Consider the following 15,653-nt stretch of genomic DNA (forward strand, 5'->3'; position numbering starts at 1 on the left):
GGTTTCGGATGCTGTATTTTCTCTTTTTTCGAATGTGTTTTCGAAGCAGAACAAACCGAAGTGAACTATAGAAATTATTGAAGTGAAGAAAAACGAAGTTTTAAAGGTCTGTTAAATATCCATCTTTACAAGAAGGAAGCCTTTTCAGAACGATTACAGCGGGATTGAAAATAGGACAATACACTTATATATTAAGGCGAAATCTATTTTTTTTGTCTTTTTTGCAAGAAATTATTGTCATTCCTTTTAGAATTCCCTTTATTTGCACAAATCTCAAATTAGATGGCGAAAAATTTATTGATAGTTGAGTCTCCAGCGAAAGCAAAAACGATAGAAGGATATTTAGGTAGTGATTTTTTGGTAAAGTCAAGTTATGGGCATATCCGTGATCTGGTGAAAACCGATGATGCAATTAATACAGAGAATAATTTCGAACAGAAGTACGAAGTTCCCTCTGATAAAAAGGCAGTCGTAAGCGAGCTGAAAAAATTAGCTAAGGCAGCAGAAACTGTATGGCTCGCATCCGATGAGGACCGTGAGGGGGAGGCTATCTCTTGGCATTTATTTGAGACATTGGGACTGAAAGATGAAAGTACTAAACGTATTGTGTTTCATGAGATCACGAAACCAGCAATACTAAAAGCCATCGACAATCCCCGTAAAATAGATTATAATCTCGTTAACGCACAACAGGCGAGACGTGTATTAGATCGATTGGTGGGCTTTGAGTTGTCACCCGTTTTATGGAAAAAGGTGAAACCATCTTTATCTGCGGGACGTGTACAATCTGTTGCCGTGAGGTTGATCGTCGACAGGGAGCGTGAGATTAACAAATTTGAACCTGAGGCGGCATTTAAGATCGTTGCTTTCTTTCATACAGGTAAGGTTAAAGATAGTTTTAAAGCTGAGCTTCCACAACGGTTTGCAACAGAAGCAGAGGCTACTCAATTTTTGGAAGACTGTAAGGCGGCTTTGTTCTCCGTTAAAAATCTGGAGACAAAACCATCGAAACGTTCACCAGCAGCTCCATTTACAACTTCTACCTTACAACAGGAGGCGAGTAGAAAACTTGGATTCTCTGTGGCACGTACTATGCAAGTTGCCCAACGTTTGTATGAGTCCGGACGTATCACCTATATGCGTACCGACTCTGTCAATTTGAGTGATACTGCAATAGACGCAGCTGAAAAAGAAATTAAATCGGCATATGGTAACCAATACCATAAAGTAAGAAGATATAAAACAAAAACTTCGGGCGCACAGGAAGCGCACGAGGCTATACGTCCTACTTATTTTTCTGAACATACCATTGAAGGCGATTCTGCTGAAAAGCGATTGTATGAACTGATCTGGAAGAGAGCAATTGCTTCCCAGATGAGTGAAGCTGAATTTGAGCGGACACTAGCGAAAATTTCGATTTCCACACGTTCAGAAGATCTAAACGCTTCTGGTGAGGTGATGAAATTTGATGGTTTTCTTAAAGTCTATATGGAATCTGTAGATGATGATCAGGAGACAACCCTTGATGAGGATAGCGATAATGCAATCCTTCCACCATTGACAGTTGGTTTACAACTGACCTTGAGAAGTATGTCTGCGACGGAACGTTTTACAAGACCTCCGGCACGTTATACTGAGGCCGCATTGGTGAAGAAATTAGAGGAACTGGGTATCGGAAGACCTTCTACTTATGCACCAACAATTTCTACGATCCAAAATCGTGGCTATGTTGTGAAAGAAGAAAGGGAGGGGAGATCACGTGACTATCGTGTGTTGACACTTGAGAATACTGAATTGAAAGCTGTTACTAAGACGGAAATAACAGGAGCAGAAAAAGGGAAAATGTTCCCAACGGATATTGGTATTGTCGTGAATGATTTCCTTGTAGAGCATTTCAATGGTATTGTAGACTTTCACTTTACAGCGAATGTGGAGAAAGAGTTTGACGATATTGCACATGGATTGACCGAATGGACAAAAATGTTGCACGATTTCTATGGGCCTTTTCACTCTGAAGTTGAAGATACATTGGAGAATGCCGATCGTGCCAACAATGAGCGTGAGCTAGGCGTAGATCCAGTTTCAGGTAAACCCGTCTCTGTACGTATCGGAAAATTTGGACCTTTGGTTCAGATCGGTTCTCCTGATGATGAGGAAAAACCTCGATTTGCATCCCTACGCAAAGGACAGATGATTGAAACAATCACCTTTGAAGATGCGATGGAGTTATTCAAATTGCCCAAAAAAGTTGGTGTATTTGAAGAGAAGGAAATGACAGTTGCTATCGGCAGATTTGGACCTTATATCCGTCATAACTCGGCTTTCTATTCTTTGCCAAAAGGAGTAGATCCTTTGGATGTAACCGAAGAGGAATGCATTCAGATTATTCAGGAAAAACGTCAGAAAGATATTGAAAAAGTAATCCGTGTATTCGATGAAAATCCGGATGCGCAGATTGAACAAGGCCGTTGGGGACCATTTATCCGTTTTGGTAAGCAGAATTTGAAAATTCCGAAAGGAACGGAAATCGAAAAGATCAGCTACGAAGATGTGTTGAAGTGGGCCGCAGCGGATGCTCCGAAGGGTAAAGCCGTTAAAGCAAAAACTGTCGAAAAGAAAACAGTTGCTAAAAAAGCAACAGCAAAGAAGGCTCCAGCTAAGAAAACGACAAAGTCTAAATAAGGATGAAAGCAGATTTGCCAGAAAATATAGTAAAAGATATTATGATTGCCGTGGTTTTGGAGGGCGAAACCGTGGAGACTAAGAACTGGACAGTGTACGTTATCAACGATAAGAATATCGCGATACAGAATGTGCTGATCAGTTCAAAAGGGTATGGTGAAAAGGATGGGAGACAGGTTACCACAACAACATTACGGCATTTCATCGGGAATATAGAGCCCAAATCCTTTGATCGGGTTGAAGCGATCGATGAGCAGGTATTCGGTCTGACCAACGAGTATTGGTTGAGCTTTTATATTGACAATATTATTTACGATAAAAAATATATCTTTTTACCAGAAAGCATCGTGGATGGTAATTTAACTAAAGTCCCTTTAGTGAATAAGCCCGGTGTCATCATAGGAGGAAATGAATAATGAGTGGAAGACACAATTTTATTATTGCCATAGATGGCTTTTCCTCTTGTGGAAAGAGTACACTTGCCAAGGCTTTAGCTAAAAAACTGAAATTTGCCTTTATTGACAGCGGCGCGATGTACAGGGCGGTAACCCTTTATTTTATTCGTCATAACATTGCTTTGGATGATCAGGAAGCGATTGATCAGGCATTAAATGAGATCCATATCGACTTTATTCCAAATGCAGTCAAAACGGAGATTCACCTCAATGATGAAGATATTTCGGAAGAAATCCGTCAGATGTACATTTCTGATAAAGTCAGTGATGTAAGTGCAATTAAAGCAGTACGAACCGCAATGGTGGCACAACAGCAAAAATTAGGTAGCCGGAGAAATATTATTATGGATGGCCGGGATATTGGTACCACCGTTTTCCCTGATGCCGATCTGAAAATCTTTATGACCGCAGATCCGAAAGTTAGGGCAGCCAGAAGATATTTGGAATTGACGGAGAAAGGGGAGGATGTCACACTCGAAGAGGTTGTTGAAAATCTTGCCAATCGGGATCGTATTGATAGCACCCGTGCTGAGAGTCCACTGAGACAAGCCGAAGATGCTATCGTATTGGATAACTCAAATTTGACTCCAGAGCAGCAGCTACATTTTGTTGAGGAGGAATATCTGAAAGTTAAAGCCTCAAGAATACAGGCATAAACGCGATATAACAAAAAATGCCGATTTTTCAATCGGCATTTTTTGTATTTTGAAGACAACTATTTTATACTATTGATTTGTTGTTGCTCCAATAATTTGTCTACATTGTTTTTCTCACCAAACTCTGCTGTCTGTTCTTGAAAAGATTCCAGAAGCGCTTTGATAGCGTCTGAATTATCCGCTGTACGTTGATAGATTTCGGGAATTGTTTGTTCAATCTTCTTATCACCGAGTTCGATGTTATCAACTTCGATCTTGCCTATCTTTTCTAAAACCGCCTGTTGGCTATTTCTGACATCTTCTAACTCTCTCGCTATTTTTTCCATCAATTGGAATTTCTTCAATTTATCCATATGCAATATCTTTAGTTATACTGTAATAAGAACAATGTCGCTCGAAAGTTTGTTTTGTTTTTTTTAAATTCACTAGAAATGTGCCTTTATGATACTTTGGAGGTTCAAAAAAAGCCAGTCCCTTTTTTGGACCGGCTTTGATAACGTATAAATGTTGTTTTTTAATTCGTTCTTCCTGGATATACTTCAAGCGCTTTCTCCAAACAGGTCAAAGCGTTTTTAAGATCATTTTGATTCAGTACATAAGCTAGGCGGACCTCATTTGTTCCGGCACCTTCGGTACTATAGAAGCCAGTTGCTGGCGCCATCATGACCGTTTCGTTATTGTAGGAAAACTCCTCTAATATCCATTGGCAGAATTTATCCGCGTTATCGATCGGTAACTTAGCAACTACATAAAATGCACCTCCGGGATTAGGAGAGTATACACCATCAATTGCATTTAATCCGCTGACCAATACATCTCTTCTGGCCGTATATTCTTTAGATACTGCCTCAAAGTAGCTGTCCGGAGTATCCACAGCAGCTTCGCCAGCAATTTGTCCCTCCAAAGATGGACTTAAACGCGCCTGAGCAAACTTCAATGCCGTCTGATATAATTCTTTATTTTTGGTGATAATACAACCTATACGGGCACCACATGCTGAATAACGTTTTGAAACCGTATCAAAGATAACAACATTATTCTCGAGGCCTTCCAGGTGCATCGGGGATATAAACTCTCTGCCATCGTAACAAAATTCGCGATAAGCCTCATCGGAGAAAAGATAAAGATCATATTTCAGACAAAGCTCGCGTAAGGCTTCCAGTTCTTCTCTCGAGTAAAGATAACCTGTCGGATTGTTGGGATTACAGATGCAGATTGCTTTGGTTTTCTCGGTAATTACTTTCTCAAACTCAGCAATGGAAGGTAGTGCAAATCCACTTTCAATATAAGACATGATCGGTTTGATCACAATGTCCGACGAACAGGCAAAACCATTGTAGTTTGCATAAAACGGTTCTGGGATAATCACTTCCTCACCTTCATTTAAGCAGGCTTGCATCGTAATGGTGATTGCTTCTGAACCTCCGTTGGTTACCAGGATGTCAGTAGGTTCAATATTGTAATTTAGCTTGTTATAATACTCGGCTAATTTTTTTCGGTAGGAGGCCGTACCTTCAGAAGGTGTATAAGCCCATACTTTGAAATCAATATTTTTCAAAGCATTAAGCATAATTTCAGGTGTTTGGATATCTGGTTGCCCGATATTTAAGTGGTATATTTTTTTACCTTCTTTTTTTGCTTGATCAGCATAAGGCGTCAGTTTTCTGATGGGTGACGCAGGCATATTTAGCCCTTTTTCTGATATTACTGGCATTATAGTTTTTTTAAAATTAGTTGTGCAAAGCTAACCAAAATAAAACGAAAAAAGCCACATCAGGATGTGGCTTTTTTCGTTTTATCTGTCGGATTTTTATTCCACAATCCCTTTAATATAAAGTGTCTTTACAGGTGTTTTGGTGTTCGATTGTACCGTAAAACTTTTGGTAAATGGCGCTTTGGCCGCGGCGTTATACGTTACCTTGATTGTTCCTGTTTCTCCCGGTTTGATTGGGGTTTTAGTAAACTCGGCTACCGAACAACCGCAAGTTGGGACTACATTCGAAATGATAATAGGCTCACTGCCTGTGTTTGAAAATTTAAAATTATAGGATACAGGTGTTCCAGCCGGAATCTTGCCGAAATCATGTGTTTCTTTTTCAAATTTAAATTCCCCTTGTCCAGCTTGCATAGACGAAAAACCGATAAAGGAAATGATCACTGCTAAAATTGTTATATACTTTTTCATGCTTCTAAGATATTACTTTGTGATTAAACTAGTACAACTGATATGCCAAATGTAATATTTATTGTCAATTTATTACACATCTAACAACTTTATTACAGTTAGATTATACCCTCTTTAAGCAAATCTTGGATATGGATAACCCCATCATAGTTCCCTTGATCTGATACCAATAACTGCGTGATGTTGTTTTCCCGCATGATATGAAGCGCATTGGCTGCCAGTTCATTTTTATCGATTACCTTTGGTGATTTGCCCATAATATCTGCTGCGCTGATCGTTGCGAGGTCAGTATGTCTTTCGAGCATACGACGGATATCCCCATCGGTAATAATACCCTGGATCTGCACGCCTTCTAAGACGGCAACTGCGCCCAGTCTGAAATGCGTGATGGTGATGATGATATCTCTAACGTTGGCATCCAATTGTACGCTAGGTTTACCATTTTGATCAGATAGGTCTGCCACTTTTAAGTAGAGCTTTTTGCCTAGGGCGCCTCCTGGATGGTATTTGGCAAAATCCTGGTCCGTAAAATCACGACATTCCTGTAGTACCACGGCTAGCGCATCGCCCATGGCTAATTGTGCTGTTGTGCTTGACGTAGGCGCCAAATTATTTGGACAAGCTTCTTTCTCAACTGTGGTATTCAATATGTAGTCTGCATTTTTTGCCAGGTAGGATTCTGTGTTGCCAACCAAAGCCACCAACGTGTTTTTCGTTTGTTTTAGAAATGGAACTAAAACTTTAATTTCTGGTGTATTACCACTTTTGGATATGGCAATAATGAGATCATGTTGTTGGATAATACCTAAATCTCCATGGATGGCATCGGCTGCATGCATAAAGATAGACGGTGTCCCTGTCGAATTTAATGTCGCAACAATCTTTTGTGCGATAATAGCACTTTTTCCGATACCTGTGACGATTACTCGTCCCTGGAGATGAAGGATTCTATTTACAACGGTAACAAAATCATCGTCAATATATTGAGCCAGAGCAGCTACTGCTTTGGCTTCTTCTTGAATAGCTTGAATAGCTATATTTTTTATTTCGTAGTTGTTTTTCACAAAAAATACTCTTACTTTTATGTATTAGAATAGATTGCAAAAATAGATTATTTTTCAGGATTATTTCTTCATTTATCTATCTTATTTTTGCCCAAGGCGCAATGGAAATAGAAAAATCACTTTTCGACAATTTACAGGATTTTTTTGGTTTTGATACTTTTAAAGGAGATCAAGAGGCTATTATAACCAGCATTCTTCAAAAGAAGGATACGTTTGTTATTATGCCAACCGGGGGAGGGAAATCAATTTGTTATCAACTGCCTGCACTCATGAGTGAGGGAACCGCAATTGTAATTTCCCCGTTGATTGCTTTAATGAAAAATCAAGTGGATCAGCTTCGCGCGTTCGGCGGCGAAGATAGTATCGCTCATTTTTTGAACTCCTCACTGAACAAGAGTGAAATCACCCGTGTAAAGGAGGATGTGCTTGCGGGAAAGACCAAGTTACTCTATGTAGCTCCAGAATCACTTGCTAAGCAAGATAATGTGGAGTTCTTACATCAGATTACCGTGTCTTTTGTTGCCGTAGATGAAGCACATTGTATTTCAGAATGGGGACATGATTTTAGACCGGAATACCGCAAAATACGTCAAGTTATCAATGAGATAGGCGCTAATATTCCAATTATTGCGTTAACAGCAACAGCGACGCCAAAAGTGCAATCTGATATCCGTAAAAACTTACAGATGAATGATGCCGTGCTATTCAAATCATCATTCAATCGGAGCAACTTATATTATGAGGTACGTCCCAAAAAAGACGTGGTCAAAGAAATTGTACGTTTTATCAAGACAAAACCGGGCAAAACTGGTATTGTTTATTGCTTGAGCAGAAAGAAAGTTGAAGAAATAAGCGAGGTGTTGAACCTGAACGGTATTAAAGCGCTGCCATACCATGCAGGTCTTGATGCTAAAACAAGGGCCGATACGCAAGATAAATTCTTGATGGAGGATGTGGAAGTGATTGTTGCGACAATCGCCTTTGGTATGGGGATTGACAAACCGGATGTCCGTTATGTTATCCACCATGATATTCCGAAATCCATGGAAGGCTACTACCAGGAAACTGGCCGTGCTGGCCGCGATGGGGGCGATGGTTATTGTTTGGCTTTCTATTCGGAGAAAGATGTTGAGAAACTGACAAAATTCATGAAAGATAAACCTGTGGCCGAACGTGAGATCGGTACGCAGATACTGAAAGAAGTCATCGATTATTCCGAATCTGCTGTTTGTCGTCGTAAACAGATTCTTCATTATTTTGGAGAAAACTTTGACGAACAAGGCTGTAGTAACATGTGCGATAATTGCCGTTCGGAAAAAGAATATTTTGAAGCCGAGGAATCCCTAAAAGATGTATTGGGCTTTATTAAAGAGCAGGGTGAAAAATTTGACGATCATCATGTCATTAATGTGATGATCGGGCAGAACAATCAACCTGTATCTTCCTACAAACATGACGAGCACCGTCTATTTGGCTCAGGAAAAGAAAAAGGTACTATCTATTGGAAATCACTGTTACGTCAAGCCGTACTGGACAATTTCGTTGAGAAGGATATTGATCACTATGGTTTGCTGAAATTAACGGATATCGGTCGGAATTATATAGACAATCCTTACCAGTTAAAGTTTGTTTTAAACCGTCCTATCGAGAGTGCCGAAAGCACTGCTGGAGACGAGGCTGGTCATGGAACTGGTGCACTCGACACGACCTTACTGGGTATGCTCAAAGATCTGCGTAAAAAGATCGCTAAGAGTAAATCATTGCCACCATTTGTGATCTTCCAAGATCCTTCCTTAGAGGAGATGTGTACACATTATCCGGTCAATATCGATGAATTAAAACAGATTCAAGGGGTAGGGAATGGTAAGGCGATTAAATTCGGAGCTTCCTTTATTGCGCTGATCAAGGACTATGTGGAGGAAAATGAAATCGACAGGCCCGTAGATCTGGTCATCAAAAGTACAGCAAATAAATCCGCACTGAAAGTGGCGATCATCCAAAATATTGACCGCAAGATTGCGCTGGATGATATTGCAGCAGCGAAGGGAATTACCTATGAGGAAATCTTGAAGGAAATTGAAACAATCGTTAATGCCGGTACCAAGATAAATATCAATTATTTTATTGATGAAATTATTGATGAAGATCGTCAGGACGAAGTGTACGATTACTTTAAAACAGCTGAAACTGATTCGATCAATGATGCGCTTAAGGAATTAGGCGGTGACGATTATAGCTTTGAAGACCTTCAATTGATGCGTATCAAGTTTTTATCGGAATTGGGTAATTAAAATTTTTATATAATTCATATGATCAACAAATACATTCCTGAAATAAAGAATGGAACTTCGCAGAATTTCTTTTTAATGGCAGGGCCATGTGCAATTGAGGGAGAAGAAATCGCTTTGCGGATTGCTGAAAAGATTGTTACTATTACAGATAAACTCAATATCCCTTATATTTTTAAAGGCTCTTATCGTAAGGCCAACCGGTCTCGTCTGGATTCTTTTATGGGTATCGGAGATGAAAAAGCATTGAAAATTTTGGAGAAAGTAGGGAAGACCTTCGGCGTTCCTACGGTAACGGATATTCATGAAAGCCATGAAGCGGAAATGGCCGCAGCTTACGTAGATGTTCTTCAAATTCCGGCATTTTTATGTAGACAAACGGATTTATTGGTCGCTGCAGCAAAAACCAATAAAGTCGTTAACGTAAAAAAAGGACAGTTTTTAAGTGCGGGATCCATGAAGTTTGCTGTAGACAAGATTGTAGAGTCTGGTAATGAAAAGGTATTTTTGACTGATCGTGGTAACACATTTGGCTACCAGGATCTGATCGTTGACTATAGAGGAATTCCTGAAATGCGTGCCTTTAATGTGCCGACTATAATGGATTGTACACATTCACTTCAGCAGCCAAATCAGACATCAGGGGTAACAGGTGGAAAGCCTGCCTTGATCGAAACAATTGCCAAAGCGGCGATTGCTGTTGGGGCCGATGGCCTATTTATAGAAACCCATCCTGATCCTGCAAATGCAAAATCTGATGGAGCAAATATGTTGCACCTCGATCTACTTGAAGGATTGATGGAAAAACTGGTACGTGTAAGACAAGCTATTTTATAGTATAATAAATAAATCGTAATAGAAAGGAGCCAATAGGCTCCTTTTTTTAATCAATTCAAATTTAAACCTAAAGTATCGTATGTTTTCAAAAGTTTCTCTCATGGCACTGATGCTGTTCTCGCTTTCGATTGTCAAAGGACAGCAAAATTATACCTGGTTTTCGCCTCTTGATGATAAACATGTTGAAGGTCGGATCGACAATCAGAAGCTTACAGCTTTTGGTCGACTACCAGATGAGCTGGAAAAGCAGGTGCGCAAACCGGTCTGGGAACTGGGACAAAATTCTGCTGGACTCTATATTGATTTTCAGACATCAGCCTCGGAAATTACAGTTCAATATCAAGTTGCCGGCGGATTGAATATGCCCCATATGCCTACTACCGGTGTGAGTGGACTGGATCTTTATGCCTATGATACAACGAATAAAGTTTGGAAATGGGCTTACGGTAATTATGATTTTTCAGACACGATTTCTTATACTTGGAAGAATATAGGAAAGAATAATAACTTTAGCTATCGCTTGTATCTGCCTTTGTATAATACGGTTAAATGGTTGAAGATTGGTGTGCCTGCTGCTGCGAAGCTAACATATGCACATACCACTACCTCGAAACCTATTGTGGTCTATGGCACTTCTATAGGACAAGGGGCATGTACCAGCCGTCCGGGACTTGCCTGGACAAGTCAGGTAGGCCGAGCTGTTAATAACGAGATGTTGAATTTATGTTTTTCGGGTAACGGTCGTCTTGAACAGCCTATCCTAAACGTAATGAATCAGGTGGACGCCGCATGTTATATTTTGGATTGTATTCCAAATCTTGCGATTACTAAATCACTCAACGAAAAACAATTGGATTCGCTATTGGTCAATGCGGTTACATTTTTAAGAAAAGAACACCCGACAACACCGATCATATTGACACAGCATAGTTCTGGGAATATCAATACCGTATTTAACGAAGACAAAAACAAAGAATACCAACAAAGTAGCCGTGTATTGAAAGCGACCTACGAGAAATTACAGTCACAAGGGGTTCGGCAAATTTTTATGCTATCGAGTGGGGAACTGGGGCTAGACTTAAACTCAACGGTGGATTATGCACACCCCAATGATCAGGGGATGGAACATATCGCAAATGCGTATATTAAGTTGCTAAAAAAGGTGTTGAAATAAAACTCTCATACATTAACGGGCATCCCTACGTTGAAACTCAACTGGATTTTTTCTTTCTGATCAACAAACTCAGCGTAACGAGCTCATCGATGCCTCAAAGGATCAATGAAAAGCTGACATTTTAATAAAAAAGGGAAGTTTAACTTCCCTTTTTTATTTATTTCTTTTTCAATTTCATCGTCATTTTTGCTTTTTCACCACCTCCATAATTGAAAGTTTTGGAATTACTTTCCTTCTTTTGGTGAAAAGCTCCACCGCGGGAACTATCTTCTTGTTCCTCCTTGGTTGATTTTTTCTTTTTATCACTTGTGGGATTGTAAATCTGCAGATCCTCAGGAAGATCCAGGACATCCATTCGTTTACCCACAGCCTGTTCTATTTTTCTGACCATTGGAAGTTCAAGGTCGGTCGTAAATGTCAATACCACGGAGTCCTCATTTTCGTCATTTTTGACTAAATGGTTTAAAAATTCCTCTTTTTCATTTGGCAATTCAAATTGAAAAATAAAAGGAATATTAGCAAGATCAACTGCATTGGTGTTTTCCCGGGCAATGATCAAAACGCGAGTTTGCTCACTCTCTATGAATTCTGCCGTTGTTTCAAAGCCAAAATCATCATAAAATAGCGGGTTTAGAATAGCTATTTCCTCTTTCCCTTGTTGAAATAGGCTACTGGCAAGCTTTTGTGCTGTAAGCTTTGAATTTACAAAAACAATCACTTTTTGAAAAACTTCTTTATCTTGTAGAAGGTAATTCAGTAGATTGATTTTTGTGGTGAAATTGGGAAGATGGTACAATAAAAGATCTAAAGTGTCAATGGTTTCATTCTCCAATTCATCCACTTCAATCAAAGCATAATCCTCATTTAGATGCTTATCAATCATGTCATACAGCTTCTGATGTTCAACAGTACTGAAGACCAGGTGCTGTACTTTACCACAACTTTCTGCTAGTTCTCTTACAGGATTTTGCATGCCCTGTTTGATGATTTCTTCTGCATCATCAATAATCAACGTTTGGATACGGTTTAGATTGAGGGCTAATTTGAGATAGATTGCCCGTGCACGATTCGGTGTTGCGACTACAATGTCCTTTCCAGCAACTAATTCTTCTATTTCTTCTTCCATACTTCCCCCTGCACGCAATCCAATAATTCGAAGATCTCTATTTTTGCTTAGTTGGTAAAATTTTTCAACGATCTCGTCGATGCGTTCTTCATTGGGAGCCAAGATTAAAAACTTAGGTGCCTCATCATCCGTGAATTTTAATTTCATCAAGGTAGATAATACATAAGTTGTGGTCTTGCCCGCTCCTTCAGGAGCAATCGCAATAACATCCTGTCCGCCAAGAATTCTGGAAATACATCTACTCTGAACTTCCTTTGGAGCCAAATAACCGAGCTCGGTCATCGTAGCAGTCAATCTTTTGCTTAGTTTTAGTTTCTCTAACGACACGTATCCTTTAGTTTATGTAAGTTGCAAAAATACACATTTAGTTTTTAGATCAGCTAATGTGCGCCCATTTTTGAAAAGACATTGATAATAATTACCCCAGCGACGATCAATATCATTCCGATTACTGCCGGTGCGTCGGGAATCTGTTTAAACAAAATCATCCCTATCAATGTAATGGCAACGATACCAACCCCCGACCAGATTGCATAGGATATTCCGACAGGAAGGTATTTCAATGTGATGCTCAGGAAATAAAAAGCGATAATGTAACCAATGATACAGATAGCGGTAGGTTTCCATAAGGTAAATCCCTCAGATTTCTTTAGGAAAGTCGTGGCGAAAATTTCTGCCGCAATAGCAAGAAACAAGTATAAATATTTTATCATTACAGATTCTTTTCTGATCAAGTGAAGTATTGTATGCAAAGCTACACTTTTTGCTATTCACTTCGCCTCAATGGTATTATATTTAGGAAATTGCAGCTATTGAGTTGGTACAAATACAGCGCATCTACAGCGATCAGGCTAATTTTGACGGTAATTATAATTGTTTATAAGGGTAAATTTATCTAAGTTTGGCCAATCCACTAATGGGAATTAATAGACTTTATGAGGTATATTCGTGTTTTTTTTAAAACCTTTATTATATGCTTAGTTTTTCTATTCTCTTGCTGTCAGCTGTATGCCCAAGATCAGTTGCAGGAGCTACAGAAATCATACTATAATCTTCCGTTAGGGAGTAAGGAACGGTTTCTGTTGACCGGAAAATATGCGCAGGCCCTATATTTCAACAATGAGAAAGCATTGGCAAGTCAGTTGCTCAATGATAATATTCAATTGGCCAAAAATTACCCCGACAAACAATACTATGCCTATTTAAATTGCATCGCAGCAATGAATAGTTATAACGATCGCCTTTTTGAGAAATCGCGCTTTTACCTGGAACATGCAAAATCTGTTCTTCCCATAATCAATGATAACGGTATCAAGGGATATATTCATTATTGTGATGGCTGGATTATGACAAGGCAGAACAAGGAGGATCAGGCCGTTTCCCAGTTTCATAAAGCAATTTCTTTTTTGGAAAAAGCCCCCCAGACAGATGCGAATATAGCCCGTAAATTGGCGGTATATAAAGAATTGACGGCTATTTATGCCAATCAGCGGAATTACGAATTTCAGGAGAAGTACACGAACCTTTTATTGGAGACAGCGAAAGCAGGTCAGAATACGAATAGTTTATTTGATGCCTATATGCAAGCTGGTTACCTATTTGAGGAGGAATATCGGTCAAACCAAACAGATCAGCAACTTTTGAAGAAAGCCGAGGAACATTATCTGGAAGCTTATCGAATAGCAAAAGCTAATCAGAAAAAACTTATTAACCCGACAGATATGGCCTATGTCTCTGTGAATCTAGCCAATCTGTATCATGAATTTTATCCGGAAAACGGTGCTAAAAAAGCGATTTCATTTGCTCAACAGGCCTTAGAAATTGCACAGGAAACAGGACAATATGCAATCTCTGTTCCGGCCTATGGTGTATTGGCTGACGAGGCATTTAAAAGCGGCCATCGGGATCAGGGCAAAAAGTATCTGCAACAAGCGCTTTACAACCTGCAGCGAGAGCCACATTATGATTATCAGATGGGGTTAAGTCTTTTTAGCAGACTGGCTGAAGTGAGTGTCGAAGAAGGAAAATACGAAGAGGCATTTCAATACCAAAAAAGTTATATCAATGTTTTCGAGGAGGCATTCAACTCGGATAAATTGGATAAAACCAAACAACTTGAAATAAAATATGAGCGAGAACTGCAAAACCAAAAATTAATGCGTCTTCGTTTGGAGGGGGAGAAAAAGGAACAGCAGATCAAATTGATGAAAGCGCTAAATGACCGACAGAATCAATTGGTTGAAAATTTAAAATTGAATGAACTAAACCGTACCCAACAGTTGAAAGTGCTTCAACTTGAGCGCGACAAAAAGGAACAGGACTTGCAATTAAGCCGCTTGGAGAATGAACAGCGATTACAGGAACTGGATGTTTCCAAGCAGGAGATTGCCTTTAAATCACGTATGAATTCGATTTATATCTGGTTATTTATTAGTAGTTTAATCGCTGTTATCTTATTGTTTTATGCTTATTGGCAACGTTCCAAAACATTAAAGCAAAAGGAACACATGCATGGGCTTGAAATCGAAAAAAATAATCAGCAACATGCCATTAAAAATCTGACGGCGATGTTGGCAGGGGAAGAGAAGGAGCGGACTCGTCTGGCTAGAGACCTGCACGATGGCTTAGGGGGATTGCTGTCAAGTACAAAATTGGGCTTATCCTCAATCAGCGATAGCGGGGCCGAACAGCCCGAAGTTAAGGATGGTATTACACGGAGCATCGAATTGCTGGATGATGCTGTCGACGAATTGCGTCGACTTGCACATAACCTGATGCCGGATCTAATTGTCAAATATGGTCTAGAGGAAGCCTTAAAGGATTATGCCGCACGGATGAGTCAACCAAATTGTCAAGTAGAATGTGAATTTATCCAATTTGAATCAAAATTAAGTGTAGAACATCAGATTTCCTTATACAGAATAATCCAAGAACTGGTAAACAATGCATTGAAGCATGCTGCAGCAAGCAATATCTTCATACAACTTTCTGTATATAATGAGCGTTTACATATTACTATTGAAGATGATGGCAAGGGATTTGATACCGAAAAGATAGATTTACAACATTCAGCAGGCATGCACAATATACAGTCGAGACTTTCTTTTCTACATGGTGACATGAAGGTTATATCCGCCATTGACGAAGGGACTACCATAGAAATTGAAATGCCTGTTGTTTAATTAA

General features: G+C 39.5%; 13 protein-coding genes. 7 read left to right on the forward strand and 6 right to left on the reverse strand.

All coding sequences use genetic code 11. The annotated features are described in order from the left end of the window. The first annotated feature begins 282 nt into the window (after positions 1-282). Genes topA through cmk form a run of 3 tightly spaced genes read left to right on the forward strand, consistent with a single transcriptional unit; the run spans position 283 to position 3,793 of the window. A complete protein-coding gene (gene topA, locus LC454_RS04080; RefSeq protein WP_223579839.1) occupies positions 283-2,682 on the forward strand; it encodes a type I DNA topoisomerase in 2,400 nt (799 codons plus the stop codon). 2 nt (positions 2,683-2,684) lie between these two features. Beyond that, positions 2,685-3,098: a hypothetical protein gene (locus tag LC454_RS04085; protein WP_120258027.1), complete on the forward strand. Its 414-nt coding sequence runs from the start codon at positions 2,685-2,687 to the stop codon at positions 3,096-3,098. Then, positions 3,098-3,793 (forward strand): (d)CMP kinase, encoded by a 696-nt coding sequence (cmk, locus tag LC454_RS04090; RefSeq protein ID WP_223579842.1) that lies wholly within the window; start codon positions 3,098-3,100, stop codon positions 3,791-3,793. Before LC454_RS04085 ends, cmk begins: the two co-directional genes overlap by 1 nt. 59 nt (positions 3,794-3,852) lie before the next feature. Here the strand turns inward: cmk and LC454_RS04095 are convergent, their stop codons facing one another. From LC454_RS04095 to LC454_RS04110, 4 genes are all read right to left on the reverse strand, one after another. Further along, the gene (locus LC454_RS04095; RefSeq protein ID WP_223579844.1) at positions 3,853-4,146 is read right to left on the reverse strand and encodes a hypothetical protein; all 294 of its coding nucleotides are present in this window, start codon (positions 4,144-4,146) and stop codon (positions 3,853-3,855) included. 161 nt (positions 4,147-4,307) lie between these two features. Further along, on the reverse strand, positions 4,308-5,507 hold the full coding sequence (locus tag LC454_RS04100) for a pyridoxal phosphate-dependent aminotransferase (RefSeq protein WP_223579846.1): 1,200 nt from the start codon (positions 5,505-5,507) through the stop codon (positions 4,308-4,310). Between the two features lie 96 nt (positions 5,508-5,603). Continuing rightward, positions 5,604-5,978 (reverse strand): DUF1573 domain-containing protein, encoded by a 375-nt coding sequence (locus tag LC454_RS04105; RefSeq protein WP_077434338.1) that lies wholly within the window; start codon positions 5,976-5,978, stop codon positions 5,604-5,606. Positions 5,979-6,076: 98 nt separating this feature from the next. After that, positions 6,077-7,042: an SIS domain-containing protein gene (locus tag LC454_RS04110; RefSeq protein ID WP_223579848.1), complete on the reverse strand. Its 966-nt coding sequence runs from the start codon at positions 7,040-7,042 to the stop codon at positions 6,077-6,079. Positions 7,043-7,143: 101 nt separating this feature from the next. Between LC454_RS04110 and recQ the strand changes: the two genes are divergently transcribed. The 3 genes from recQ to LC454_RS04125 all read left to right on the forward strand — a co-directional run bounded on the left by recQ (position 7,144) and on the right by LC454_RS04125 (position 11,341). After that, entirely contained in the window at positions 7,144-9,333 is a 2,190-nt protein-coding gene (recQ, locus tag LC454_RS04115) for a DNA helicase RecQ (RefSeq protein ID WP_223579850.1), read from the forward strand. Positions 9,334-9,351: 18 nt separating this feature from the next. Then, entirely contained in the window at positions 9,352-10,167 is an 816-nt protein-coding gene (gene kdsA / locus LC454_RS04120) for a 3-deoxy-8-phosphooctulonate synthase (protein ID WP_120258021.1), read from the forward strand. A 79-nt stretch (positions 10,168-10,246) separates the two neighbouring features. Continuing rightward, a complete protein-coding gene (locus tag LC454_RS04125; RefSeq protein WP_223579852.1) occupies positions 10,247-11,341 on the forward strand; it encodes an SGNH/GDSL hydrolase family protein in 1,095 nt (364 codons plus the stop codon). Positions 11,342-11,498: 157 nt separating this feature from the next. Here LC454_RS04125 and LC454_RS04130 read toward each other — a convergent pair whose 3' ends face one another. Continuing rightward, positions 11,499-12,794 (reverse strand): DEAD/DEAH box helicase, encoded by a 1,296-nt coding sequence (locus LC454_RS04130; RefSeq protein ID WP_223579855.1) that lies wholly within the window; start codon positions 12,792-12,794, stop codon positions 11,499-11,501. 53 nt (positions 12,795-12,847) lie between these two features. Next, entirely contained in the window at positions 12,848-13,180 is a 333-nt protein-coding gene (locus LC454_RS04135) for a DMT family transporter (protein WP_223579858.1), read from the reverse strand. Positions 13,181-13,402: 222 nt separating this feature from the next. On the opposite strand from LC454_RS04135, the gene LC454_RS04140 reads away from it, so the two are divergent. After that, positions 13,403-15,649, forward strand: a complete 2,247-nt coding sequence (locus tag LC454_RS04140; RefSeq protein WP_223579861.1) for an ATP-binding protein — start codon at positions 13,403-13,405, stop codon at positions 15,647-15,649. Positions 15,650-15,653 lie beyond the last annotated feature (4 nt).

It is taken from the genome of Sphingobacterium sp. GVS05A (assembly GCF_019969845.1).
GTDB lineage: Bacteria > Bacteroidota > Bacteroidia > Sphingobacteriales > Sphingobacteriaceae > Sphingobacterium.